Origin of the sequence: Limnobacter sp. (assembly GCF_046297615.1) — a bacterium.
GTDB lineage: Bacteria > Pseudomonadota > Gammaproteobacteria > Burkholderiales > Burkholderiaceae_B > Limnobacter.
On the sequence record NZ_JBKBHM010000001.1, the window covers coordinates 588,708 to 611,471 of the forward strand.

General features: G+C 57.5%; 26 protein-coding genes. 16 read left to right on the plus strand and 10 right to left on the minus strand.

Annotated elements, in window-relative coordinates; translation table 11 throughout:
- Positions 1-35 precede the first annotated feature (35 nt).
- The 8 genes from ACK4FF_RS02695 (at position 36) to ACK4FF_RS02730 (ending at position 6,310) form a co-directional block, all read left to right on the plus strand.
- Positions 36-872 carry a methyltransferase domain-containing protein gene (locus tag ACK4FF_RS02695; protein ID WP_409704323.1) on the plus strand — a complete coding sequence of 279 codons (837 nt, stop codon included), beginning with the start codon at positions 36-38 and terminating at the stop codon, positions 870-872.
- A gap of 168 nt (positions 873-1,040) precedes the next feature.
- Positions 1,041-1,571, plus strand: a complete 531-nt coding sequence (locus tag ACK4FF_RS02700) for a DUF2244 domain-containing protein (RefSeq protein ID WP_409704325.1) — start codon at positions 1,041-1,043, stop codon at positions 1,569-1,571.
- Positions 1,572-1,625: 54 nt separating this feature from the next.
- Positions 1,626-2,804: a cytochrome c oxidase subunit II gene (gene coxB, locus ACK4FF_RS02705; protein WP_409704327.1), complete on the plus strand. Its 1,179-nt coding sequence runs from the start codon at positions 1,626-1,628 to the stop codon at positions 2,802-2,804.
- A gap of 20 nt (positions 2,805-2,824) precedes the next feature.
- Entirely contained in the window at positions 2,825-4,432 is a 1,608-nt protein-coding gene (ctaD, locus tag ACK4FF_RS02710; protein ID WP_409704329.1) for a cytochrome c oxidase subunit I, read from the plus strand.
- 26 nt (positions 4,433-4,458) lie between these two features.
- Entirely contained in the window at positions 4,459-4,596 is a 138-nt protein-coding gene (locus ACK4FF_RS02715) for a cytochrome oxidase small assembly protein (RefSeq protein ID WP_409704331.1), read from the plus strand.
- A gap of 17 nt (positions 4,597-4,613) precedes the next feature.
- Entirely contained in the window at positions 4,614-5,174 is a 561-nt protein-coding gene (locus tag ACK4FF_RS02720; protein WP_409704333.1) for a cytochrome c oxidase assembly protein, read from the plus strand.
- An 8-nt stretch (positions 5,175-5,182) separates the two neighbouring features.
- Positions 5,183-5,395, plus strand: a complete 213-nt coding sequence (locus ACK4FF_RS02725; RefSeq protein WP_409704335.1) for a DUF2970 domain-containing protein — start codon at positions 5,183-5,185, stop codon at positions 5,393-5,395.
- Between the two features lie 60 nt (positions 5,396-5,455).
- A complete protein-coding gene (locus ACK4FF_RS02730; RefSeq protein WP_409704337.1) occupies positions 5,456-6,310 on the plus strand; it encodes a cytochrome c oxidase subunit 3 in 855 nt (284 codons plus the stop codon).
- Between the two features lie 88 nt (positions 6,311-6,398).
- Here the strand turns inward: ACK4FF_RS02730 and ACK4FF_RS02735 are convergent, their stop codons facing one another.
- On the minus strand, positions 6,399-6,599 hold the full coding sequence (locus tag ACK4FF_RS02735) for a twin transmembrane helix small protein (protein ID WP_409704339.1): 201 nt from the start codon (positions 6,597-6,599) through the stop codon (positions 6,399-6,401).
- 54 nt (positions 6,600-6,653) lie between these two features.
- Here ACK4FF_RS02735 and ACK4FF_RS02740 point away from each other — a divergent pair, with 54 nt between their 5' ends.
- From ACK4FF_RS02740 to ACK4FF_RS02760, 5 genes are read left to right on the plus strand one after another with little or no spacing between them, the layout of a single operon-like run.
- Positions 6,654-7,478, plus strand: coding sequence for an SURF1 family protein (locus tag ACK4FF_RS02740; RefSeq protein ID WP_409704341.1), 825 nt, complete (start codon positions 6,654-6,656; stop codon positions 7,476-7,478).
- Between the two features lie 10 nt (positions 7,479-7,488).
- Positions 7,489-8,136 carry an SCO family protein gene (locus tag ACK4FF_RS02745; RefSeq protein ID WP_409704343.1) on the plus strand — a complete coding sequence of 216 codons (648 nt, stop codon included), beginning with the start codon at positions 7,489-7,491 and terminating at the stop codon, positions 8,134-8,136.
- A gap of 36 nt (positions 8,137-8,172) precedes the next feature.
- Positions 8,173-9,189: a COX15/CtaA family protein gene (locus tag ACK4FF_RS02750; RefSeq protein WP_409704345.1), complete on the plus strand. Its 1,017-nt coding sequence runs from the start codon at positions 8,173-8,175 to the stop codon at positions 9,187-9,189.
- Between the two features lie 16 nt (positions 9,190-9,205).
- Positions 9,206-10,108 carry a heme o synthase gene (gene cyoE / locus ACK4FF_RS02755; RefSeq protein WP_409704347.1) on the plus strand — a complete coding sequence of 301 codons (903 nt, stop codon included), beginning with the start codon at positions 9,206-9,208 and terminating at the stop codon, positions 10,106-10,108.
- Positions 10,109-10,136: 28 nt separating this feature from the next.
- Positions 10,137-10,745: an SCO family protein gene (locus tag ACK4FF_RS02760; RefSeq protein WP_409704349.1), complete on the plus strand. Its 609-nt coding sequence runs from the start codon at positions 10,137-10,139 to the stop codon at positions 10,743-10,745.
- On the opposite strand, the gene ACK4FF_RS02765 is transcribed toward ACK4FF_RS02760, so the two are convergent.
- From ACK4FF_RS02765 to ACK4FF_RS02800, 8 genes are all read right to left on the minus strand, one after another.
- Positions 10,699-11,226: a hypothetical protein gene (locus ACK4FF_RS02765; protein ID WP_409704351.1), complete on the minus strand. Its 528-nt coding sequence runs from the start codon at positions 11,224-11,226 to the stop codon at positions 10,699-10,701. The genes ACK4FF_RS02760 and ACK4FF_RS02765 overlap by 47 nt on opposite strands.
- A gap of 61 nt (positions 11,227-11,287) precedes the next feature.
- Complete coding sequence (locus ACK4FF_RS02770; RefSeq protein WP_409704353.1) at positions 11,288-12,052, minus strand: hypothetical protein; 765 nt, start codon at positions 12,050-12,052, stop codon at positions 11,288-11,290.
- A gap of 4 nt (positions 12,053-12,056) precedes the next feature.
- Positions 12,057-12,734, minus strand: coding sequence for a glutathione S-transferase family protein (locus tag ACK4FF_RS02775; protein WP_409704355.1), 678 nt, complete (start codon positions 12,732-12,734; stop codon positions 12,057-12,059).
- 87 nt (positions 12,735-12,821) lie between these two features.
- Positions 12,822-13,754 (minus strand): RNA polymerase sigma factor RpoH, encoded by a 933-nt coding sequence (rpoH, locus tag ACK4FF_RS02780; protein ID WP_409704357.1) that lies wholly within the window; start codon positions 13,752-13,754, stop codon positions 12,822-12,824.
- A gap of 98 nt (positions 13,755-13,852) precedes the next feature.
- Complete coding sequence (locus ACK4FF_RS02785) at positions 13,853-16,504, minus strand: chemotaxis protein CheW (protein WP_409704359.1); 2,652 nt, start codon at positions 16,502-16,504, stop codon at positions 13,853-13,855.
- Between the two features lie 160 nt (positions 16,505-16,664).
- Entirely contained in the window at positions 16,665-17,309 is a 645-nt protein-coding gene (locus ACK4FF_RS02790) for an MBL fold metallo-hydrolase (RefSeq protein ID WP_409704361.1), read from the minus strand.
- A gap of 95 nt (positions 17,310-17,404) precedes the next feature.
- On the minus strand, positions 17,405-17,587 hold the full coding sequence (locus ACK4FF_RS02795) for a calcium-binding protein (protein WP_409704363.1): 183 nt from the start codon (positions 17,585-17,587) through the stop codon (positions 17,405-17,407).
- A gap of 42 nt (positions 17,588-17,629) precedes the next feature.
- Positions 17,630-17,905 (minus strand): hypothetical protein, encoded by a 276-nt coding sequence (locus ACK4FF_RS02800; RefSeq protein WP_409704365.1) that lies wholly within the window; start codon positions 17,903-17,905, stop codon positions 17,630-17,632.
- A 727-nt stretch (positions 17,906-18,632) separates the two neighbouring features.
- Here ACK4FF_RS02800 and ACK4FF_RS02805 point away from each other — a divergent pair.
- Complete coding sequence (locus ACK4FF_RS02805) at positions 18,633-18,992, plus strand: DUF1304 domain-containing protein (protein WP_409704367.1); 360 nt, start codon at positions 18,633-18,635, stop codon at positions 18,990-18,992.
- On the opposite strand, the gene ACK4FF_RS02810 is transcribed toward ACK4FF_RS02805, so the two are convergent.
- Complete coding sequence (locus ACK4FF_RS02810) at positions 18,941-19,987, minus strand: AraC family transcriptional regulator ligand-binding domain-containing protein (protein WP_409704369.1); 1,047 nt, start codon at positions 19,985-19,987, stop codon at positions 18,941-18,943. The genes ACK4FF_RS02805 and ACK4FF_RS02810 overlap by 52 nt on opposite strands.
- A gap of 105 nt (positions 19,988-20,092) precedes the next feature.
- On the opposite strand from ACK4FF_RS02810, the gene ACK4FF_RS02815 reads away from it, so the two are divergent.
- Together ACK4FF_RS02815 and ACK4FF_RS02820 are read left to right on the plus strand one after the other, a co-directional pair.
- Positions 20,093-21,850 (plus strand): N-acyl-D-amino-acid deacylase family protein, encoded by a 1,758-nt coding sequence (locus ACK4FF_RS02815; RefSeq protein ID WP_409704371.1) that lies wholly within the window; start codon positions 20,093-20,095, stop codon positions 21,848-21,850.
- Positions 21,847-22,755: an alpha/beta fold hydrolase gene (locus ACK4FF_RS02820; protein WP_409704373.1), complete on the plus strand. Its 909-nt coding sequence runs from the start codon at positions 21,847-21,849 to the stop codon at positions 22,753-22,755. Before ACK4FF_RS02815 ends, ACK4FF_RS02820 begins: the two co-directional genes overlap by 4 nt.
- Positions 22,756-22,764 lie beyond the last annotated feature (9 nt).

The following is a 22,764-nucleotide window of genomic DNA, read 5'->3' on the forward strand; positions in this document are numbered from 1 at the left end:
GGGTTGCCCAATGGCGTCGAAGGGTGGTGCAAGACATGCCCTTTCTTCTGGGCGAAGTGCATCGGCGTATGGTGGAGCGTGCGCGCATCATGCGCCCGGTCGAGGGGGGATTGCTTCACCAAGGCTGGCTACACCCCGACACACTGAACCCTTTGCGTGACCTCTTTCCCGAGCGGGATTGCACCGTGTTGGCCCCGCAGCCCATCGACTTGCCCACGCACCCCGCAGTTCAAAAAAACCAGTCGCTGTTTCGAGCCCTGTGGGCCCAGTGGGGCCAAAAGGCCGAACGTGCGCTGGTGGCGGAGCCTGGTCAGGCCTTGCCTGTGGGCGACGGCGTGGCGGGCATGGTTTGGTCGCCCCTGTGGCTGCACCATGTGGAAGACCCTGCCTTTCAGTTTCAAGAATGGCATCGGGTGTTGCGGCCAGACGGGGCCTTGTTTTTCTCCACCTTCGGGCCAGACACTGGCCTGGAGCTGCGTCAGGCTTTGGCGCGGCTGGGTGTGGACATGCCTGATTTCGTGGACATGCATGATCAAGGCGATTTGCTGGCCAAGTCCGGGTTTTCCGACCCGGTCATGGAAATGGAAAAGCTCACCCTGACTTATTCCACACCGGACAAGCTGCTTGACGATTGGCGTGCGTTGGTGGTGAACAACACGCCCAGCGGCGGCTCCGCGTGGCGCGACCGCACCTTCCCTACACGGTTAAAGGCTGAATTGGAAGCCCTGCGACAACCTGCCACAGGGCGCATTCACCTGACTCTTGAGCTCGTGTACGGCCACGCCTGGCGTGTTCAGCGCGTGCCCAAAACCCATGTGGCCACAGTCAAACTCAGCGACATCGGCGGTCGGAAGCCCGGCCCGGCTACCTGAAACCCTTGTATTGAAATGTATTTTGATCAATTCGGGAAATTATCATTTGTTGTACGTCTCGATATTGATTGGAATGGCGTAGTTAGGCCATAATCCGAAGGTTTCCTCTACACAGGATCACTCTTGTGTGGGGTGGCTGAATGACTGCTCTTCAGAAGGTGTGTGGGCATGATTCCAGACGGATCTCAATCGACGTCCTGTTCTCAGGCTTCTCTTGAGGCCGCTGCCGGCCAAGCTCAAAGCCGTTGGGTGTTTCGCAAAAACTGCGCACTCACTCCCCGGCAATTGATGGCGTGGTACTTGGCTATCTGCGGTTTGACGCTGCTGATCGCCTCCGGCTTCCTGCTTGCAGGGTACTGGGTTGTGTTGCCGTTTGCCGGGCTGGAACTGTTGGTGTTGGGTGGCGCGTTTCTCATGTATGCGCGCCATGCAAACGACTTCGAGATGATCGAAGTGCGTCCCGATGCCCTCAGGCTGGTCTTTGCTCATGGCGCCCAACAAACCGAGATCTGCCTGTCCCCTGGCTGGGTTCGACTCAGCTACGACGGTCGGTTCAAGGCACCCTTGATGATCAGTTGCAAAGGCCAACACGTAAAAATAGGCAAATTTATTGCTGATAAAGACAAACCAGCGCTGCTGAAGGAACTGAGGCAAGCGTTGGAGGGGGCGACCGGTATGGTCCGGAGCGTGGCGATGTGAGTGATGTTGCGCAAGCCCTGCACACAGATGGTATTTTTTTAATTGAGGATCGCCATGTTGAAGTCGTCCTTGGGGTTGCGCAGAGCACTGGCTGGTGCCGCTGCGGTTGCACTGACCAGTGTTGGTGGCATTGCTGCTGCTGAAAATGTGTCAGGGTTGCCGCGTCAATACAACCTCACAGAGCCTGTCACTGAAATCGCCCGCCAAATTTATGATCTGCACACGCTGATGCTGATCATCTGTCTGGTGATTTTCATCGCCGTGTTTGGCGTGATGTTCTATTCCATCTACGCCCACCGCAAATCGAAAGGCGCCAAACCCGCCAGTTTCCACGAAAGCATCAAAGTGGAAGTGGCCTGGACTGTGGTGCCATTCTTCATCGTGATCGGTATGGCCTTGCCTGCGACGAAAGTTGTGGTGGCCATGAAAGACACCTCCAACGCGGACATCACCATCAAGGCCACGGGTTACCAGTGGAAGTGGGGCTATGAATACTTGGCCGGCGAAGGCGAAGGCATTTCCTTCCTGTCCGCACTGGCCACCCCGCGCGACCAGATTGAAGACCACAAAGGCCAGTCCAAGGCCCGCAGCGAAACTTACCTCGTGGAAGTGGACAACAACGTGGTGGTGCCCGTGGGCAAGAAAATCCGTGTTGTGACAACGGCCAACGACGTGATTCACGCGTGGATGATTCCGGCCTTCGGCGTCAAACAGGATGCGATTCCCGGTTTCGTGCGCGACACCTGGTTCAAAGCTGAAAAGCCCGGCATTTACCGCGGCCAATGCGCTGAACTGTGCGGCAAAGACCACGCCTACATGCCCATCGTGGTTGAGGTGAAAACCGAGGAAGAATATTCCAAGTGGGTGCAAGCCAAGCTGACCGAAATGAAGGTCAAGCAAGACGACCCCACCAAGGAATGGACCAAGGAAGATTTGGTGGCCCGTGGTGAAAAGGTGTTCAACGCCAACTGTGCGGCCTGTCACCAGGCCAGCGGCCAAGGCATTCCCGGTGCGTTCCCCGCGCTGGTGGGTGCTGCATCCGTGTTGGGCCCCCAGGACGGCCAGATCGGCATCCTGCTGAACGGCAAGGGTGCAGGCATGCCAGCCTGGAAACAACTGTCTGACGTGGAAATTGCGTCAGTCATTTCGTACACACGCAACGCCTGGACCAACGCCGGCGCTGGTGCGGATCCGGTAGTACAGCCCAAGGCTGTGACCGCTGCACGTCAATAATTGCTTAGGGAGATGCACAAATGAGCACGACTGCTGCAGACCTGGCCCACGGCCATGATCATGGTCATGACGACCACGCGCACGACCATCCCCATGGCTGGCGCCGCTGGCTGTTTGCCACCAACCACAAAGACATCGGTACCCTGTACCTGATCTTCTCGTTCGTGATGCTGCTGGAAGGCGGCATTCTGGCCCTGATGTTGCGCGCCGAGCTGTTCCAGCCCGGCTTGCAATTGTTCCAGCCCGAATTTTTCAACCAACTGACTACCATGCACGGCTTGGTCATGGTGTTCGGCGCGGTGATGCCTGCATTCGTGGGTTTTGCCAACTGGATGATTCCGCTGCAGATCGGCTGTTCTGACATGGCCTTTGCCCGCATGAACAACTTCAGCTTTTGGCTGATGGTGCCCGCCGCCATTGTGCTGACAGCCTCGTTCTTCATGCCCGGCGGTGCCACTGCTGCAGGCTGGACGCTCTATGCGCCCCTGTCCGTGCAGATGGGCATTGGCATGGATGCGGCCATCTTCGCGATGCACATCCTGGGTGCCTCGTCCATCATGGGTTCCATCAACATCATCACCACCATCCTCAACATGCGTGCCCCTGGCATGACCCTGATGAAGATGCCGATGTTTGCCTGGACCTGGCTGATCACCGCTTACCTGTTGATCGCTGTGATGCCCGTGCTGGCAGGCGCCATCACCATGGTGCTGACTGACCGCCACTTTGGCACCTCCTTCTTCAACGCCGCTGGCGGTGGTGACCCTGTGATGTACCAGCACATTTTCTGGTTCTTCGGTCACCCCGAGGTGTACATCATGATTCTGCCGGCCTTCGGGATCGTCAGCCACATCGTGCCCACTTTCGCCCGCAAGCAGTTGTTCGGTTACAGCTCCATGGTGTACGCCACAGCGTCCATCGCGATTCTGTCCTTCATTGTGTGGGCGCACCACATGTTCACAACCGGCATGCCCGTCACAGGCCAGTTGTTCTTCATGTACGCCACCATGCTGATTGCGATTCCAACCGGCGTGAAAGTGTTCAACTGGCTGGCCACCATGTGGAAAGGCTCGATGACTTTCGAGACGCCCATGCTGTTCGCCGTTGGCTTCATTTTCGTGTTCACCATGGGTGGCTTCACCGGCCTGATTCTGGCGGTTGCGCCCATCGACATTCAGTTGCAGGACACTTACTACGTGGTGGCCCACTTCCACTACGTGCTGGTGGCCGGTTCGCTGTTTGCCCTGTTTGCAGGCACTTACTACTGGCTGCCCAAGTGGTCCGGCCGCATGTACAGCGAAAAGCTGGGCAAGCTGCACTTCTGGTCCAGCCTGATCAGCTTCAACGTGACCTTCTTCCCCATGCACTTCCTGGGCCTGGCTGGCATGCCCCGTCGCTACGCGGACTACGCCACTCAGTTCACGGATTTCCACGCCATTGCAACCGTGGGTGCTTTCTGGTTCGGTCTGTCACAGCTGATTTTCCTGTGGTGCGTACTGCGCGCCTGGTTGTTCAGGCAGGGTGAGCCTGCGCCTGCAAGCCCTTGGGAAGGTGCTGAAGGCCTGGAGTGGACTGTGCCTTCACCTGCACCGTTCCACACCTTCGAAACGCCCCCGTTGGTGAAGTAAGCAGTCCATTTGCAAAGGCAGTAACCGTGAAGCACGACGACAAAGACAGAGCCGCGCAAAACAAGCGCACAGGATTGATTCTGATGTCGGTGGCATTGGTCTTCTTTCTGGGCATTGTGGCCAGAAAGGTGCTGGAGCCCAACATCCTGAACCTGTTGAACTGAGCGCAGGCGAGGTCGGCATGAGTGAGGCGCGCAACACGGTGTTGGGTATTCACCGGCAGATGTTGGTGCGGCTGTTGGTGATTGTCGTTGCCATGTTTGCTTTTGGTTATGCGTTGGTGCCCATTTACCGCGCCCTGTGCGAGGTGACCGGCATCAACGTGTTGACCAAGCAGGACAAAGCTGCGGCAGCGCTGGCCAAGAACACCCAGGTGGACACCAGTCGGTCGATCACGGTGGTGTTTGATGCCAACGAGCGCGGTAATTGGGTGTTCAAACCCGAAACCCGCTCCATGACCGTTCACCCCGGTGAGCTGGTCACGGTGAAGTACGAGATTGTGAATAACCTGCCCAAGGATGCTGCGGGCCAGGCCATTCCCAGCTACCTGCCGGCCAAGGCGGCCGAGCATTTCAACAAGCTGGAATGTTTCTGTTTCAAGCAGCAGCCTTTCAAGGCGGGTGAAAAGAAAGAGTTTCCTGTGGTGTTTGTGATCAATCCGAAGTTGCCTTCCGATGTTCACACCATCACCCTGAGTTACACATTTTTTGAAGTGGCCGGTGCAACCGCCATGGTTCAATAAGGCGGCCAATGACCGACAACAAGAAGAACCAGGCGACTTTCTGGCAAACGCTCAGCGCAGTGCTGTGGTCGTTTTTCGGAGTGCGCAGGTCGAAAGATCACACCGATGACATGAGCAGGTTGAACCCTGTGCACGTCATCATCGTGGGTATATTGGCAGCGGCCATGTTTGTATTGGGCTTGCTGGCTGTGGTGAAGTGGGTTGTGAGCCAGTCCGTCTAACGGGCACCGAATATTAGAAGCAGTAGTAGCACTACACATCAGAGTAAGGAGAAAACCACCATGCGTGCGAATGCACCGTATTATTTTGTGCCCGGGCTGTCGCAATGGCCCGTATTGGGTGCAGTGGCCATGTTCTTTTTCGTCGTGGGCATGTCCAACTGGGTCAATGGCGCAAGCTGGGGTGCAGCCTCATTTGCATTGAGCCTGGCCATCCTGTTCTACGTGCTGTTCGGCTGGTTCAAGAACGTGATTGCCGAATCGGAAGGCGGGATGTACAGCGACCGTGTGGACGTGTCTTTCCGTTGGTCCATGGGCTGGTTCATTTTCTCTGAGGTGATGTTCTTTGCCGCCTTCTTCGGCGCGCTGTTCTACGCTCGCACCATTGCCATGCCATGGCTGGGCGACCTGGACAACAAAACCTTCCTGTGGCCCGACTTTTCCGCCCAGTGGCCCAACACCGGCCCCGCTGGCGTGGTGGACAAGTTCCAGACCATGGGCCCTTGGCCCATTCCCACCATCAACACCGCGTTACTGCTGACCTCTGGGGCCACCCTGACTTGGGCACACCATGCGCTGATCGCCAACAAGCGCGGCGCCGTGGTGTGGGGCTTGGCTTTGACAGTGCTGCTCGGCGCCATCTTCATGGGCTTTCAGGCCTATGAGTACTACCACGCCTACAACGACCTCAACCTGCGTTTGGACTCCGGCATTTTCGGTTCCACCTTCTACATGCTCACCGGGTTCCACGGTTTCCACGTGACCATCGGTGCAATCATGCTGTTCTTCATCATGATTCGTTGCATCAAGGGCCACTTCACACCCCAGCACCACTTCGGTTTTGAAGCCGCGGCGTGGTACTGGCACTTCGTGGACGTGGTGTGGTTGGGCCTGTATGTGGTGGTTTACTGGCTGTAAGCTGCGAGGTGGGCCGCAAGGCCGCTTGCAGTGTCATGAAAGCCACTGGCATGCCGGTGGCTTTTTTTATGGAGTGCTTGTTGTGGCTTCAGCGGATGCCGGTGGATTGGATCCAGCCCATGTGATGGGCGAACAGAATCAGCAGAAACAGGGCGATGGACATGCCGATTCGCACGGTCAGTGCGTTGACCGTGCGTGAGGATTTGCTTTTGTCCTTCATCAGAAAGAAAAACGCAGAACCCAAACTGCCCAGAATCACCAGAAACGCGATGCCAATGACTACTTTCATACTGCCAACCCATGCAATAAGCGCCGAACCCGGCCAACTGACAGGCAGTATCGCATGGATGACAGGCTCATGACGCTGAGGCAGATTGTCGCGTTGCTGCTCGGCCTGAGCATGGCAGTGCTGACGTTCAACCTCGGGAACTGGCAAACCCGCCGGGCCGAGGAAAAGCAGGCTTTGTTTGAGCGGCAGGCACAAGCCTTGGCCGCAGCGCCGGTGTCCCCTGCCAGCGGGAACCTCGACTTGGACAATTTGTCCTATCGCCAAATTGAGTTGCATGGTGAATATTTGGCAGGAAGTGCGGTCTACATCGACAACAGGCAGGTGTCGGGAAGGCCAGCGGTGCAGGTCATTCAGGCCTTTCGACCTGAAGGCCGCGATTTCCTGATTGCGGTGGACCGAGGTTACCTGTTGCGTGACCCAGCCCGCCCCCGTGAAGCGCCGCCCCTGCCGCCAAGCCAAGCCAGCGGGCCTGTGCAGCTGAAAGGCACTGTGCTGCCCCGTTTCGCGCAGGCGGCTGAACTGCGCGGCTTGTGGATGAAACAGGTGTCGGACGACCCGGCTTCAGTGGTGGTGGACACCCAGAACGGACAGGCAGTGTGGTCGAACTTCAACCCAACCCTGTATGCCCGCCAGTTGCCGATGAGCCTGGCCAATTTTGTGGTCACCGTGCAGGCCATGGCGGTGGTTGGTCAACAAGGGGCAGGCCTGTCTGCCACGCAGGTGGATGGCTTTTGGCAGGCGCCTGTGGCCCTGCCTGAACAGGTGTCCAAACACCGGGGCTATGCCTTTCAGTGGTATGGCCTGACTGCGGTGTTGGTGGTGCTGACAGCCTTGCTGCTGTGGCGCGACATGAACCGCAAAAGCGACAAGAACACGTGAGGATGAGACGATGAATACCCCCGATACGGCTCCGCAGAAGGCCCAAGGCACACGCGGCAAAGCCCGAAGAACGCTGATTCTGGTTTTTCTGACCTGCGCTTTGCCCATCGTGGCCGCGCTGTATTTCTATCTGGTTGACCGGCCAGACACCACCAACAACTACGGCACCATCCTTGAACCCCAGGTGGAAGTGCCGGGTACTGTGTTCAAGAACCTTGCCGGTAGCGACTTCACCATGACCAGCCTGAAAGGCAAATGGGTGCTGGTGCAAACCATGGCCAGTGACTGTGATGCCGTGTGCCAGAACACCCTGTTCTTTCAGCGGCAGGCCCGCACCTCCAAGGGCAAGGACCAAGGGCGGATTGAGCGAGTGGTGTTTGTGACGGACAACGGCCCCTTGGAAACCATGCTGCTGCGCCAATTCCCGGATGTACATTTTGTGCGGGCCCCGGAAAGCGAGTTGACAGGGTGGTTGTCCCTGCAGAAAGGGATTGTGGGCACCAAAGGATCGACCGAGGTGTTGGGGCTGCGCGACCATGTGTTTGTGGTGGACCCACTGGGCCACGTCATGATGCGGTTCCCGCCGAACGCCCAACTGGAGTTTGACAAGTTCCGCAAAGACATCAGCCGCCTGCTGTGGGCATCCAACATTGGCTGACGAACAACACACGGTTACACCCTGAGAGACATTGGTATGAGCTTCAAACGACTGGTGATTTTCACCACCCTGCTGACCTTCGGACTGATTATGTTGGGCGCCTATGTGCGGCTTTCCGACGCCGGCCTGGGTTGCCCTGACTGGCCCGGCTGCTATGGCAAGCTGACCCCAAAAATGGCGGCTGAGCACATCGCCGACGCGGTGGCCGAGCAGGGCGGCGAGCATGGGCCAGTGTCCATGCACAAGGCCTGGAAAGAGATGGTGCACCGCTACATTGCCAGCTTCTTGGGTTTGTTGATCATTGCCATCGCGGTGATGGCCTGGAAAAAGCGCGAGGAGTTAGGCCAGTCGCCGACCCTGGCCACTGTCTTGGTGGGCGTGGTGTGTTTGCAGGGCGCGTTTGGGGCGTGGACAGTGACCATGCTGCTGAAACCCGCCATTGTGACCGGGCACTTGATTGGTGGCATGACGGTTCTGGGTTTGCTGGTGTGGTTGTGGCTGCGCCAGACCAGCCCGGCCCGAACCGTGGCCCCGGTGCACGACACCCGTGGCCTGCTGTGGCTGGCCCGGCTGGGTTTGGTGGTGGTGTGCGCGCAAATCATTCTGGGTGGTTGGGTCAGCACCAATTACGCGGCCGTGGTGTGTACCGACTTCCCGACCTGCCAGGGCAGTTACTGGCCAACCATGGAATTCAACCACGCTTTCCACATGGTGCGTGAGTTGGGCGAAACCCCTGACGGGCAGATTCTGAACGTGGCCTCATTGACGGCCATTCACATGACCCACAGGCTGGGCGCCTTGGTGGTTACGGCGGTTTTGCTGTTGCTGGCGGCACGTTTGTGGCGCAACCCCGGCACCAAGGCCCTGGCCATCAAGGTGGTGGCTGTGCTGGCCCTGCAGGTGACCATGGGCATTGGCAATGTGGTGATGCACCTGCCTTTGTGGTTGGCTGTGGCCCACAATGGTGGCGCAGCCCTTCTCTTGGTGACCCTGATCTTGGTAAACTATCGGGTTGACAACCATGCCGTTCGCGGCCATGGTTTTACCCGATAAAACAAGCACCTGCACCATGCCCAGCGTGAACACGCCCAAACCTGCCAGCCCCTTGGGGCATGTGGCCCGCCAATACTGGACACTGACCAAGCCCCGAGTGGTGGCCTTGATCGTGTTTTGCGCCGTTATTGGCATGTTTTTGGCCACGCCCAGCGTGCCCAGCACCCAAGTGCTGCTGGCCGGAACTTTCGGCATTTGGCTGGTCGCTGGTGCGGCTGCGGCGTTCAACTGCCTGGTAGAACAGCAGATTGATGCCGTGATGGCCCGAACACGGGCCCGCCCCTTGCCCCGTGGTGAGTTGAATTCGCTGCAAACCCTGGTTTTCTCGGGCCTTGTGGGTGGCGTAGGCGTGTGTGTGCTGTACGTGTTTGTGAACCCCTTGACCATGTGGCTGACACTGGCCACCTTTGTTGGCTACGCCATCATTTACACGCTGATTCTGAAGCCCAATACCCCCCAGAACATTGTGATTGGCGGGGCCTCCGGGGCAATGCCACCGGTGCTGGGTTGGGCCGCAGTCACCAACACCGTGTCGGCCGAGGCCTTGGTGTTGTTCCTGATTATTTTTGTGTGGACGCCGCCGCATTTCTGGGCCCTGGCCTTGTACCGCACGCAGGAATACGCCAAAGCAGGCTTGCCCATGCTGCCCGTTACACACGGCCCAGAATTCACCCGCTTCCATGTGTTTCTGTACACGTTGATGTTGGCGGCCACCACTTTGATTCCGTTTGCGATGCACATGAGCGGGCTGATCTACCTCGTCAGTGCGGTGGTGCTCAATGCGGTGTTCATCTGGTATGCCTACCGCATCTGGAAGCATTACACCGACGCGGTGGCCAAGAAGGCCTTTGCCTACTCCATCGCTTATTTGTCTTTCCTGTTTGCAGCCTTGCTGGTGGACCATTACGTCTACCTGTAAGGTGCGCTACCCACCGAGGGCTTTGCCAATGTTCAGCCGTATTCTGTTTGCCCGGGTTCTCGCGGTGCTCATGGCCGTCACGGGTCTTGCTGGCTTGTCGGCTTGTTCCGAGCGGCCTGCCCGCTTCACCAACACGGACATCACCGGGTCGGCTTTGGTGGCGCGTTTCAGCCTGAAGGATTTACAAGGCGAAACCCGCACGCTGGACAGTTACAAAGGCAAAGTGGTGGCCATGTTCTTCGGCTACACGCACTGCCCGGACGTGTGTCCAATCACCTTGCAGCAATGGGCACAGGTGAAGTCGGAGTTGGGCGAACTGGGCAACAACCTGCAAGTGATTTTTGTGACCGTGGACCCCGAGCGGGATACCCCCGACCTGTTGGCCAAATACGTGCCTCGGTTTGACCCGACCTTCCAGGCTTTGCATGGTACACAGGATGACTTAAAGCCCCTGTTGGCTGGCCTGAAGGTGTATGCCCAGAAAGTGGAGAACAGCAAGGGCGAAGGCTACCTGATGGACCACACAGCCGCCAGTTTCGTGTTCGACCAACAAGGCCGCACCCGTTTGCTGGTGCGCCACAATGCCGACACTAAGCCTGTGGTGGCGGATGTGCGGCAGATTCTTCAGGGCAAGTAACAGGCGGTGGTGTAACCACCAAGCGATCGGTCCGATCGCTGTCTTCGTCATCGCACACCTCTGAGTAGTAATGGAAGTGCAGGGCCGTGTTGCGAATCAAAGCTTCGAGTGCGGTGCTGGATTCAAACAGTGATGCTGCCGCCATCGCATATGCCTTCTTGCCCGCGTCCAGCAGCGCTGGCTCACACAAGCCCTTGGCCTCTGATTCTTTCATGGCCGATATGATGGTGCGTAGCCGCGCCGACTCGTGCAGGCAGCTTTGGATGTGCGCAAAGCCATTCACCAAGTCTTTGGGGGCTAACAGGCCGCCAATGAAGTCTTGAACCTTAAGTTCCTGCTTGAGAAACGCCTCTGCAAGTGCAACGGCTGTTCTGAGAAACACCCGTCGAATGGTTTTGGCCTCCAACTGTGGATCGGTGGTGTCGGTGCTTAAAGCGGACCCGGAGGAGACGTGGTTGATTGCGGATTTAATGGGATACACACCTAGCTTCTTGCATTGTGAAAGAAGTTAGGTGAACCTGCGTAGCCGCAGGTTCCTTCGTTTACGCAGTGGGTAGTCCGCTCAGGGGCAATGCGCTGGTCAGGCTGGTCGCGCTCAGGCTGCTCAAGGGGCTGGCCGAGGTGTCGGGCAGTGGCAAAGCCGACAGGGCAGAGTCCAGTGGGTCAAGCACCGGCGACAAGGCAGATGTAACGGGTTCCAGCGCGGCAGCCAAGGGTTCGGGCAGCAGCGTGCTCAGCAAACTGGGTTGAGGGTCCGTGGGGGTGTCAGTACCCGTGTCCGTGCCAGTGTCCGTGCCAGTGTCGGTGCCCGTGTCTGTCCCGGTGTCTGTGTTGGTGCCAGTGCTGGTCGTGGTTGTGGTTTCAGACCCGCCGCCTGCGTCAGACGCAATTGCAGCGGTGCCCACCAAGGCGGCCACTGTCTCCAGAATAGGCACACCGGCCAGGGTTTCAACGCCCACCAAGCCAAAAATGCCATCGTCACCGGCCGATTTTGCCGTGGCGTCCTGAGCCTGAAAAAACACGCCTTCGCCCATCAAATCAACCACCACCCACTGGGGCGTGGTTTCGCCTTCCAGGGCCTGAAAGTCCAGCGTGGCGGCTGAACCTTGTTCAATCACCAAGGGGTCGGCCACGCCGCTGAACTGAACCACGGCGCGCGCAGCTTCGGCAGTCAGGATGCGGTCGCCCGCCAAGAGGGCCATGCCTTCGGTGGCGTTTAGGAATTGGCCATCGCGCAGCACCTGCACACGGCCTTTGAGGCTGGTCAGGACGGCGTCCTGACGGGTTTGAAGGGGCGATGTGTTCATGGTGTCAAGCGTAAGCGTAAGGGCCGCCTACTTCAAGTGCTTTTTTGTAGGTGGGCATGGCGTGAATGCGGTCTACAAAGGCCTTCATGTGGGGGAACGTACCTGCGCCGCCCGCGCGGTCCATGGCGGCCTCCAGCGGGAAGCTCATCATGATGTCGGCGGCTGTCATGTCAGCACCGCAGAACCACGGTTGTTGGGCCAACACGCCGTCCAGGTATTTGAACTGGCGTTCCAGGTTGGGGTTGAGAAAACTCTTTTTCACTTGACCGGAAATGCCTTTGGCAATCGGCAAAATCAGCGGCTTGAGCAGCAGGGGCACAGGGGCTTGCTCAATTTTGTTGAAAATCAGGGTCATGACCAAAAAGGGCATGGCCGAGCCTTCGGCAAAGTGCATCCAGTAGGTGTAATCGCGGTGGGCTTGGGTGCCCAGTGCGGGGCGCAGTTTGCCCCCCGCTTTGTCCACCAGGTATTCAATGATGGCGCCGCTTTCGGCCACGGTGATGTCGCCATCGGTGATGACAGGGCTTTTGCCCAGCGGATGGATTTTGAACAGCTCGGGTGGAGCGAGAAAGGTTTTGGCGTCGCGCTTGTAGTGCTTGACTTCGTAGGGCAGGCCCAGTTCTTCCAGTAGCCACAAAATGCGTTGTGAGCGGGAGTGTTCCAGGTGGTGGACAACAATCATGAGGGGCCTCGGACCAACAAAAAAGGGCTTGCGAACAAGCCCTTAGTGTAGGGGAGAAATGTCTCCGTACGATGTCGGCAAGACGACTTAAGCCCCTTCGTACTTGAGCAGTGCGGTTTTCATTTTTTTCATGGCAGCCACTTCAATTTGGCGCACACGCTCGGCCGACACACCCAGCTCTGCGGCCAGGTCGTGCAGGGTTTTGGCGTTGTCGCCAGCCAGCCAGCGGCTGGAAATGACACGCTGGCTGCGTTCGTCGAGGCTGCTGAGGGCCAACTGCAGGCCTTCGGCGTGCAGGCGCTCACTGTTGGCGGCCTCCAGCACTTCGCTGGGTTCGGCGCCTTCGGCAGCCAGATAGCGCACCGGGTTCAGGGCGGTTTCGTCGCTGTCTACGTCGATGACCGGGTCGAGGCTGAACTCGGCACCGGCCATGCGGCGTTCCATGTCGCTGACGTCCTCGGGGCGCACATTCAGTTCGGCGGCCACTTCGGCAATTTGGTCTTGCGACAGGCTTTGGCCGTACTTTTTGAAGCTGTTCAGGTTGAAGAACAGCTTGCGGTGGGCCTTGGTGGTGATCATTTTCACCATGCGCCAGTTGCGGATGATGTATTCGTGAATTTCCGCTTTGATCCAGTGCAGGGCAAAGCTGACCAAACGCACACCCCTGCTGGGGTCAAAGCGCTTGACGGCTTTCATCAGACCAATGTTGCCTTCCTGAATCAGGTCGGCGTGGGGCAGGCCATAGCCCAGGTACTGGCGGGCCACAGCCACGACAAGGCGAAGGTGGCTGAGCACCAGGCGGCGGGCGGCTTCAAGGTCGTTGTCGCGTTGCAGGCGCTGGCCAAGGTCCTGCTCTTCCTCGGGGGTGAGCATGGGGATTTGGTGGGCTGCGGAAATGTAGGCGTCCAGATTGCCCAGCGGGCCGCGGGCAACAAGGGCCCAGGGGTCGCGCAGGGCCAGGGCCGTGCTGCTGGAAGCGGCCATGGGGGCGGTGTTCAAGGCTAATGCGGTGGTGGTCATAGGTCCGGATTCTCCAGAAAATAACCGAATTCAGGGGGTTAGTTTAGCACTCTTCCGCTTGGAGTGCTAAGGGGGTGGGAAGTTCCCGGGATGGGGGGCTAGACCTGAGCCACAGCCTCGGAACTGTTGGCGCTTGTTTGCAGCCGGCGTTGCATGCGCTCCACAGACAGCAGCATGAGAATGCCTTCCGCGGGGTCTTCACCGCTGGGCTTGACGATCCCTTCGACGATCCCAAGCTGTTCGTCGGCCATCTTGGGCATCTTGCACAGCCTGTCGAACTCGATCTCGGCCATTTCTCCGAGGTCATCAACCAGAATTCCAAACTCTTCTGCCGATGAGTCTGTTTTAAGCACCAGTACTTGTTGTCGATCGGTGTCTTGAGACATCTGCGATGGCACGGCGAGACTAGGTTCGCTCAGGAGCAGCATGGACAGGTCAAACACCGCAATCGGCTTGTTGTTGAAGATGAGGTAGCCCATCATTTCTGCACGGGATGAATGGGCTGGCTGCAGGTTACGGGCATCGACTGCCGCCAGTATCGAGGCCGGTGGCAGCCCGTACCCATGGTTGCGAATGAAAAACGTGGCAATGTCGATGGATGCCACACCTCGGGGGGCCTTGAGTTCCTGGGGTGTGCGCTGCAGCACCCCTCGCAGGCCTGTGGTGTTGAGGTTTACATTCTCAGACAAGGGCATGAAGACCAGTGCAAAGACTTCACGTTTGTCTTTGGAACGAACGCCCATGTATTCACGGTAGCCCGCACTGACGCTGGCCCCAATGGCGTAGTACCGCTCACCAAACTGAATGAGGTTGACCGTGGACTCGCCCCTGTCTAGCGACGATAAGCCGCGATCGAGTTCGATTTTTGAGCCCGGCGGAAAATCAGGGCAGGTGCCAGAGATGACCGAGCCATCCGATTCCACAAACACGGCGAAGGAATCGGGTGCGATCTCTCCCCCTTGGTTTCGGGGCAATACGTCGCTGAGCATGGCCTTGAATTGAGGTTCCGAGTCGAACACCACAGCAATGCCCCCCTGGACGCCGGCCACCCCGCCCAAGCCGCGTACGGCTGCCGCGAACACATAGGTGGGCTTGTTGAAGTACAGCGGGGTCTCAACGAATTGGGAGGTGACGTAGGATTGGGTGTCTTTCAACTCCAGCGTTTCGCGGACCCAGGGTTCTGTCAGTACTGAACCCAACAGCGCTGTGCAGGCCGGGTTGGAGACTGACACGACGCGCCCGTGCATGTCGAACAGGATGATGTTGCTGTAGACGGTGTACAGCGAGTTGATCCGGCGCAGGATCAGCGTCAACTGTTCAAGTTGACCTGGCCTGCCTTGGTTGATCTCTTCAAGTTCCAGCCGGAATTCTTTGGTCAGGGCCCACCAACGGCAGTCGTTGGCACGCTCGTAGAGGTTGCGGTCCATGATGTCGATGGCCAAAGTGGCTTGTGCGGCGCAGTCGAACATCAGTGAGGCCACCACTGTTTTGTACAGATTGGTGGTGGACTCATTAAAGACATCACGGGTCTTGACGCCTGTGCGGCCAATCTCACGCAGCAGGATTTTCGCGAACTCTGTATTGGCGCTGCCTTGCTGGCGCGCCAGACTGATGTTGCCATTCCAGACCGAGCGGTTGAGTTCTTGCTGGATTAACGCAGCCCGTTTGGGAATGCTTTTCAGCTCATTGCTGAACAGGGTGGCCGCTTCAAGCACATCCATCAGAAAGCCTTCGGAGACAGACCCAAGTTCGGGTGCGTCCGAGACATCGAAGGCGTGGTTAAGGGGCGCCATGGCGTGCCCCAACCACCCCGGAACGCTGTAGCCTTGATAGGCACTGGCTTGGCGGGTGGCCGCAAGGTACTCCCGCCCGCCAAAGCGGATGACACCACACTCACTGTTGTCCACAGCCTTCAGTTTCGATCCGACGGGGAACTGATACGGGTCGCTGCTCGCGATAACGTGGCAGTTGCTGTCCAGCAGGGTGACCACGCTCCAGTCGTCTTCCATCACCAGGTTCTGAAAAATTCGCTGGCATTCGTCTTCAAACCGGAAGCACAGGCAGAGCACGCCTACTGGCCGAAGGCCATCCGCAGACATCACGCGACAGGCATAAATCAGTGGGCTTCGATAGCCCGGCAGCAGTGTGGTTGGCCGGAAGACCTCGATGTGACCTGCGGATGTGTTCATGGCCTCGGCAATCAACGAGGAGTCTGTCTGCACGACCACATTGGCCTCATCAAGCTGAGCCAGAATCTCGCCCTGAGTCGATAGGAGAATGATGTTGTGATACACGGAATACTTGCTGACGTACTCCCGGAAGTGTTGCACCAGTTCGGCCAGTTTGTTGCTGTCTTGCCCCTCCTGTTCACCGGCCTGCAGCATTTCTGCAAAGGCGCAAACCTGTCGATCTGTGGCCAGAAAGCCGATGTCCGCAGTGCGTTCAAACAGGTTCCGGGTCAGCACATCCACGGCTATGCGTGCATTGGAGGTTAGGGTCAGGCTCGCTTTTTTGTAATGTTCTTGCGCCAACTGATCGAGTAGAACACCGGCCAGGCTTTGGAAATCCAGCCGCATCTTGGTGATGTCAGTACCCGCGCCCAGCAGCTGCCCCATCAGCGTCAAACTGTCATAGACCGCCTGAATCTCCCCGAGTTTTTTCTGGTCGTTGAACAGCGCGCCCATGAAGCGCGCGTAGTAACTCAAGGCAGGCTTATCCTGGGTGGCTGGGCTCCTGGTGGTGATGCGCATGACGTACCCGCGTGCAAAATGAGGGGTTAATCCAAATGGGAAGGGTTAACCTCATTTCAATATGAGACGGGGGAACACAATCGCAGGAGAAAATTGTTAAATCCCGTCCAATTCACCCTTTGGAGGGGTACTGGCGATATCCAGCGTGTGCTGCGGTCGATCAGTACTGCAAATCCCTCACGTACGGGTTACGCCTGCGTTCTTCGCCAAAGTTGCTTTCTGGGCCATGGCCGGGGATGAACACGGTGTCGTTGCCCATGGGCCACAGGCGTTGTTTGATACTGTCGATGAGGGTGTCGAAATCGCCGCCCGGAAAGTCGGTTCGGCCAATGCTGCCTGCAAACAGCACGTCGCCCACAAAAGCGCGTTGCGCTTCGGCGGAGTGGAACACCACATGCCCCGGGGTGTGGCCGGGGCAGTGACGCACGTTCAGGGTGCTGTGGCCCAAGGTAACGGTGTCACCGTCGTTCAGCCAGCGGCTGGGGGTGAATGCACGCGATTGCGGGAAGTTGAACATGCGGCTTTGGTCGGCCAGCCGGTCGATCCAGAATTGGTCGCCTTCATGCGGGCCGATGATGGGCAGGCTTAAGCGGTCTGCCAGTTCGGCGGTGCCGCCTGCGTGGTCAATGTGGGCGTGGGTCAGCCAGATTTGTTCCAGCTCAACGCCCAGTTTCTTGACGGCGGCCTGCAGTTTGTCCAAATCGCCACCCGGGTCGATGATGGCCGCTTTGCGGGTTTGGTCGCACCACACGATGGAGCAATTCTGGGCAAAGGCGGTGACGGGGATGGTGAGGTACTGAAGCATGGTGAAATATGGGTGAGGCCTCTGTTGGCCTCACATGGTAGACAATCTGCCCGGTGCGTTCAATGCGATTCGAGCAGATTGTCGGCCAGTCGAGCTCAGCTGTAGTCAGGGTTTGTTGGCAACATTGCTGTGGCTGCGTTGATTGTTGCGATATTCCAAGTCGCTCCATCCGCAAAAATTATTTTGTCTAAGGATGAAGCGGTGTTGCTGTTACCCACGAAGTGATCCATCACCCTGACATGGTTTGAGGGCGATCCCAGTTGCGTGAAAGCCTTCATATGCGGCCGTTCCCTCTTCGGTTAACTTGCCCCAGTTAATAGTCATTTTGTCAGCCCCTTAAAAAGATGGGAAATTGCTGTCATTATCAGTATAATGGTTAGTAGTTTTTTTCCGGTTTTCTCTGGTTCTTGATAATAAAAACGGCCTTCTATTTTTTTTATCCCGGAGTAAATATAAAAAGAGTATACGGAAAGGGGTGTTGTTATGAACGCTATTACTGCCCTCGCTTGACTTTCAAGTGGTGGTGTAGGTGACGTTGTTGGGGTGATGGCGAGGGCAAGGAAGAGGAGGGAGAGTATTAAGGCAATTACGGGCATTATTTTTCCCTTTGTTGGTTTTGGGAAAAATAGATGCTTGGCTGGAATAATTTCCTTTTCTTGAATGTAGAAATGCAGTAGGCTGGAATGTCCAATAAGTAAAAAAATAAAGATATTATAAGTGTGGCTAGCATAATAATCCTTTTTTTGTAAGCGATGATTTTTACTATTTCTATTGTTGAATTAAATGATGTAATTGGCTTCGAGTTTTTTGGGTTTTTTCATTGTTATGGTTTTTGAAGTTGTTTAAGGCTTTTTATTGGCCTAATAAAAAGCCGCCAAATTTTTCTAGAGAGTCGGATAGCCATGCTATGTAGTCTAGTGCAGCGCTAGAAACTCACCAAAATAGTGAGGTTAACCGCAGCCTTCATGGGTGAGTATCAAGCCGGTGTTTCAGAAACGCTTAAGGGTGCTGTCGCTGATTTCGGCTGGCTCAATCAATAGGGTTCTTTCTTGTTCTGCTTTTGCTTTCCCCGTAAGGCTCAGCAGAGCTACATAGGATTTGATGGCGGAAATCAACTTATCTTGATGTTTGACTTCAACTCGGCGACTTTTTCGTCGTGTGGCAGTAGGTCCGGCGGACTGTTCAGCGAATGATTGATTGCGCCTCGATTTTTCTTTGGATGATGTAGAAACATGCCGGTAAGGTCGTGAATAACAGGTATAAAGTTCAAACCAATTTCACTGACTCAGCGAGCTAACCCTTCGCGAAACCCTGGAGCCTGTCATGACCCTGATCGCCAACGCTGTGGTGGCTTTGATTGCTGTGTTGCATGTGTACATTCTGGTGTTGGAGATGTTCCTGTGGACCAAGCCTGCAGGCCGCAGGGCCTTCGGCATGTCTGCTGAACAAGCGCAGGCCACGGCGGTGTTGGCTGCCAATCAGGGTTTGTACAACGGCTTTTTGGCGGCTGGGCTGTTTTGGGGTTTAAGCCTGGGTGAGGCGGGCTTGTCCGTGAAGGTGTTTTTCCTGGCGTGTGTGTTGGTGGCGGGCCTGTATGGGGCTGCAACGGCCAGCCGGAAAATTCTGTTCATTCAGGCGGTGCCTGCCGCGCTTGGTTTGGTACTGTTGCTGGCGGGGCGTTGAGCCTGCCGCCACGCCCGTGGGCTGTAGCCTGTCCATGCCTTGAAGTGGCGTGAGAAGACGGCCAGCTCTGCGTAGCCCAGGTTCATGGCCAGGGTGGTGAGGTCGATCCGTGTTTGGGCCAAGTGGTAGCAGGCCAGGCTCAGCCGTGTTTCATGCAACAGGGTGCTGTAGCTGACGCCATGGGCGGCAAGCTGAAGTTGCAGGCTGCGCGGGTGTAGCTTGAGCAGGCGCCCTACCACGGGCAGTTGGCATTCCCCGGTGGGCAGTAGGGCGGTGATTGCATGCCGCACCTGTTGAATCAAGTCCGCCTGATCGCTGGGCCAGGTGCGTTGGCGCCAATGGTCGTTCAGTTTTTGGGCCAGTGGTTCAGGCAGGCTGACTGGCAGGCCAATGAGGCTGGCGGGGTAGGTGACCCGGTTGTGCCCCCGGCCCCACAGCACCGGGCACCCCAAGTGGTTTTCCAGCAGGCCCGGGCGGAGTGTGTCGGGTGGATTGAAGGCCAGTTCCACTTGGGCCGGCGGCAGGCGAAACCCCTGCAGTTGGCCGCAGCCTTGCACCAGCAAGGCGATGTTCAGCATGTGCAGTTGCATGTACTCCCGTGGCGGGGCGAATTGCACATCAATGTCTAAGAGGATGTGGGTGCCCTGCAGTTGCCAGCCCAGTGCCACCCCCCGTGCATGAAAACTCAGGTTGCGTTGCAGCAGCCACAGGGCTTCGCCCACCGTGGGTTGCAGTGCCATGAAGGCCCCCAGCGCGCCCACCACTTCCAGCCCTTGGGCCAGGCCCAGCCGCACGCCAAAGTCGGCGTGGCCAGTGGCGGTGCTGCTGCGTTCCATCAAATCGGCCAGTTGGGTGTAGTCGATGTAGCGGTCTGGGTCGTCAAGGTCGGCGGTGCTCAGGCCACTGGCTTTGAGCAGTTGCGCAGGGTTGCCTCCCAGTGCCTGGGTCAGCGCCGGGTAGTTCACCAGTGATCCGCTGCGTGCGAAGTAATCCATGCCACATCCTTGATGGTCATTCGCAAAAAATCAAGTATTTTCCAGCGGGCTTGTTTACTCTGTCCAAAAAACACAGTGGGCAAAATGCCCCGGAGGAGACTGACCATGAACACCGCGTTCGACGTGATTGTGAAAAACGGCCTGCTGATGGATGGCACGGGTGCCCCGGCAGTGCGCCGCCATGTGGGCATACGGCAGGGCCGGGTGGCTGTGTTGAGCGAAGCGCCCCTGGACGAGGCCGGTTGCCCCACGGTGATTGATGCCCAAGGCCGCTGGGTAACGCCGGGTTTTTTGGACACGCACACCCATTACGATGCCGAGCTGATTGTTGCACCTTCCCTGTCGGAATCGGTTCGGCACGGCGTGACCACGGTGTTGGTGGGCAGTTGTTCCTTGAGCATGATTTGCAGCGAGGCTGAGGACGCGTCGGACATTTTTACCCGCGTTGAAACCGTGCCGCGCGACAAGGTTTTGCCGATTTTGCAGCAACACAAACGCTGGTCCACGCCCGAGGAGTGGGTGGGCTTTTTGCAGAAGCACCCCTTGGGCCCGAATGTGATTTCTTTTCTTGGCCACAGCGATTTGAGGGTGAGTGTGATGGGGCTTGAGCGCTCCACAGACCGTTCGGTGGTGCCCACTGCGCAAGAGATGACACAGATGGAGAGGGGGCTGGAGAGTGCCTTGAAAGCCGGGTTTTTGGGCTTGTCCACCATGTCGCTGAAGTGGGACAAGGTGGACGGCGACCGTGCATGGTCCAAAAGTTTGCCCAGCACCTATGCGCGCTGGAAAGAGGTGCGCCGCCTGAACGCCTTGCTGCGCAAGTATGGCCGGGTGCATCAGGGTGCGCCCAATGCAGCCAACCCTTTCCAGATTCTGGAATTTCTGTTTGAAACCATCGGTACATGGTTGCGCAAACCGCTGAAAACCACCTTGATTGCCTTGATTGATTTGAAAGGCAACAAGACGGTGAAGCCTATGGCCAAGTTGGCCTCATGGGTGGCCAATGCCTTCGGTGGAAACTTCCGCTGGCAATTGTTGCCCACGCCGTTCACGGTGTATGCCGAGGGCATTGATGTGGAGTTTTTTGAGGAATTTGGTGCCGGTGAAATGGCGCTGGATTTGCGTACACAGGTGGAACGCAATGCCTTGCTGAAGGATGAGGCTTACCGCCGCAATTTCCGCAAGTTTTATGGCGAAAAGCTGAGCCCCCGGGTGTGGCAGCGCGACTTTGGTGATGCGCTGATTCTGGAGTGCCCGGACCAATCCTTGGTGGGGCGTAACTTTGCAGACGTGGCCAAGGCCCGTGGCATTCACGTGGTGGACCTTTTTCTGGATTTGGTGGTGGAGTTTGGCCGCAGCATTCGCTGGTACACCACCGTGGGCAACCACAAGCCTGAGGTGGTGCGTTCGCTGGTGCAGCACCGCCATACGCTCATCAGCTTTTCTGACGCAGGGGCCCACATTCGCAATATGGCGTTTTATAACCTGCCCTTGCGCTTTTTGAAATTGGTCCACGAGGCTGCGCACACTCAGAAACCCGTGATGCCCATTGAGCAGGCGGTGTGGCGTTTGACAGGCGAGCAGGCTGACTGGTTTGGCATTGAGGCCGGCAAGCTGCGTGTCGGTGACCGTGCGGATTTGGTGGTGTTGAACCCGCAGGCCTTCAACCAGGATTTGGAGGCGGTGCATTGGGCCGACATGGAGAACTTTGGTTTGCAGCGTTTGGTGAACCGCAACCCCGGAATTGTTGAGCATGTACTGATCAACGGGAAGGTGGCGGTGGCGCACGGTGAGGTGCAGGCCGAGCTGGGGCATGCGACGGGTTATGGCCAATTCTTGCCGGTTGTACAGGGGCTCAAATGATGAGCCTGAGCCCGATTGAAACCCGTGTGCCTTGCGACGGCCTTGAGTACCCGGTGCTGCAGGCAGGGGCCGATGGCCCTTTGGTGTTGTGTTTACATGGTTTTCCGGACAACTATGAGGGTTACAGGGGTATTGCGACGGAATTGGCTGCTGCAGGCTACCAAGTGGTGTGCCCACTGCTGCCGGGTTATGCCCCCGCGAACCAGCGGCGGGATGGGGGCGTGCACGATGCCTTGTATGTGCGTGATGCTTTAATCAAGCTGATTGAAACTTTGTTGGCCGAGCGTGGCCAGACGCGCTGTTTTCTGGTGGGGCATGACTGGGGTTCGGTGATTGCCTGCCTGATTGCGCAAAAGCGGCCAGACTTGTTTGTTTCCCTGTGCGCAATGAGTGTGCCCTATGGCATGAGTTGGCGAAAGATTGCACTGCGCTGCCCCGTGTACATGCTGCATGCGTGGTACATCCTGTTCTTTCAGTTCAAGGGCCTGGCCGATGCCATCATTCGCCGCAAGGGTTTTCGTTTTCTGGCGTGGATGTTGAAATTCTGGAGCCCCAAGCTGGAGAGCCTTGCCCAGATGCAGCGCTCGGTGATTGCCACCTTCAGCCAGCCCGGTGTGCTGGCTGCAGCACTCGATTACTACCGCACTTCCATGTTTGCTTTAACGCCCAAGGCCTTTCACATTCGGGCGTTGTTCAACAAAACCATTGAGGTACCCACACTGGCGCTTCGGGGCGAGTTGGATGTGACGATGCCCTCTGCGGTGTGGGAGGTGGTCAGCCCGCAGGCGTATCCGAAGGGCATTACGCTGGAGGTGTACCAAGGGGCAGGGCACTTTATTCAGTACGAGCAAGGCCCTGCGATTGCCCAGCGCTTGTTGCAGTGGTTTTCACAACACCCGGCGTGAGCGGGTGTG

What these genes read in the sequence shown, in the direction of transcription:
- ACK4FF_RS02695 (WP_409704323.1), top strand. Translation starts at nt 36, where the DNA reads ATGCCCTTTCTTCTGGGCGAAGTGCATCGGCGTATGGTGGAGCGTGCG.
- ACK4FF_RS02700 (WP_409704325.1), top strand. Translation starts at nt 1,041, where the DNA reads ATGATTCCAGACGGATCTCAATCGACGTCCTGTTCTCAGGCTTCTCTT.
- coxB (WP_409704327.1), top strand. Translation starts at nt 1,626, where the DNA reads ATGTTGAAGTCGTCCTTGGGGTTGCGCAGAGCACTGGCTGGTGCCGCT.
- ctaD (WP_409704329.1), top strand. Translation starts at nt 2,825, where the DNA reads ATGAGCACGACTGCTGCAGACCTGGCCCACGGCCATGATCATGGTCAT.
- ACK4FF_RS02720 (WP_409704333.1), top strand. Translation starts at nt 4,614, where the DNA reads ATGAGTGAGGCGCGCAACACGGTGTTGGGTATTCACCGGCAGATGTTG.
- ACK4FF_RS02725 (WP_409704335.1), top strand. Translation starts at nt 5,183, where the DNA reads ATGACCGACAACAAGAAGAACCAGGCGACTTTCTGGCAAACGCTCAGC.
- ACK4FF_RS02730 (WP_409704337.1), top strand. Translation starts at nt 5,456, where the DNA reads ATGCGTGCGAATGCACCGTATTATTTTGTGCCCGGGCTGTCGCAATGG.
- ACK4FF_RS02735 (WP_409704339.1), bottom strand. Translation starts at nt 6,599, where the DNA reads ATGAAAGTAGTCATTGGCATCGCGTTTCTGGTGATTCTGGGCAGTTTG.
- ACK4FF_RS02740 (WP_409704341.1), top strand. Translation starts at nt 6,654, where the DNA reads ATGGATGACAGGCTCATGACGCTGAGGCAGATTGTCGCGTTGCTGCTC.
- ACK4FF_RS02745 (WP_409704343.1), top strand. Translation starts at nt 7,489, where the DNA reads ATGAATACCCCCGATACGGCTCCGCAGAAGGCCCAAGGCACACGCGGC.
- ACK4FF_RS02750 (WP_409704345.1), top strand. Translation starts at nt 8,173, where the DNA reads ATGAGCTTCAAACGACTGGTGATTTTCACCACCCTGCTGACCTTCGGA.
- cyoE (WP_409704347.1), top strand. Translation starts at nt 9,206, where the DNA reads ATGCCCAGCGTGAACACGCCCAAACCTGCCAGCCCCTTGGGGCATGTG.
- ACK4FF_RS02760 (WP_409704349.1), top strand. Translation starts at nt 10,137, where the DNA reads ATGTTCAGCCGTATTCTGTTTGCCCGGGTTCTCGCGGTGCTCATGGCC.
- ACK4FF_RS02770 (WP_409704353.1), bottom strand. Translation starts at nt 12,052, where the DNA reads ATGAACACATCGCCCCTTCAAACCCGTCAGGACGCCGTCCTGACCAGC.
- ACK4FF_RS02775 (WP_409704355.1), bottom strand. Translation starts at nt 12,734, where the DNA reads ATGATTGTTGTCCACCACCTGGAACACTCCCGCTCACAACGCATTTTG.
- rpoH (WP_409704357.1), bottom strand. Translation starts at nt 13,754, where the DNA reads ATGACCACCACCGCATTAGCCTTGAACACCGCCCCCATGGCCGCTTCC.
- ACK4FF_RS02785 (WP_409704359.1), bottom strand. Translation starts at nt 16,504, where the DNA reads ATGCGCATCACCACCAGGAGCCCAGCCACCCAGGATAAGCCTGCCTTG.
- ACK4FF_RS02790 (WP_409704361.1), bottom strand. Translation starts at nt 17,309, where the DNA reads ATGCTTCAGTACCTCACCATCCCCGTCACCGCCTTTGCCCAGAATTGC.
- ACK4FF_RS02795 (WP_409704363.1), bottom strand. Translation starts at nt 17,587, where the DNA reads ATGAAGGCTTTCACGCAACTGGGATCGCCCTCAAACCATGTCAGGGTG.
- ACK4FF_RS02800 (WP_409704365.1), bottom strand. Translation starts at nt 17,905, where the DNA reads ATGCCCGTAATTGCCTTAATACTCTCCCTCCTCTTCCTTGCCCTCGCC.
- ACK4FF_RS02805 (WP_409704367.1), top strand. Translation starts at nt 18,633, where the DNA reads ATGACCCTGATCGCCAACGCTGTGGTGGCTTTGATTGCTGTGTTGCAT.
- ACK4FF_RS02810 (WP_409704369.1), bottom strand. Translation starts at nt 19,987, where the DNA reads ATGGATTACTTCGCACGCAGCGGATCACTGGTGAACTACCCGGCGCTG.
- ACK4FF_RS02815 (WP_409704371.1), top strand. Translation starts at nt 20,093, where the DNA reads ATGAACACCGCGTTCGACGTGATTGTGAAAAACGGCCTGCTGATGGAT.
- ACK4FF_RS02820 (WP_409704373.1), top strand. Translation starts at nt 21,847, where the DNA reads ATGATGAGCCTGAGCCCGATTGAAACCCGTGTGCCTTGCGACGGCCTT.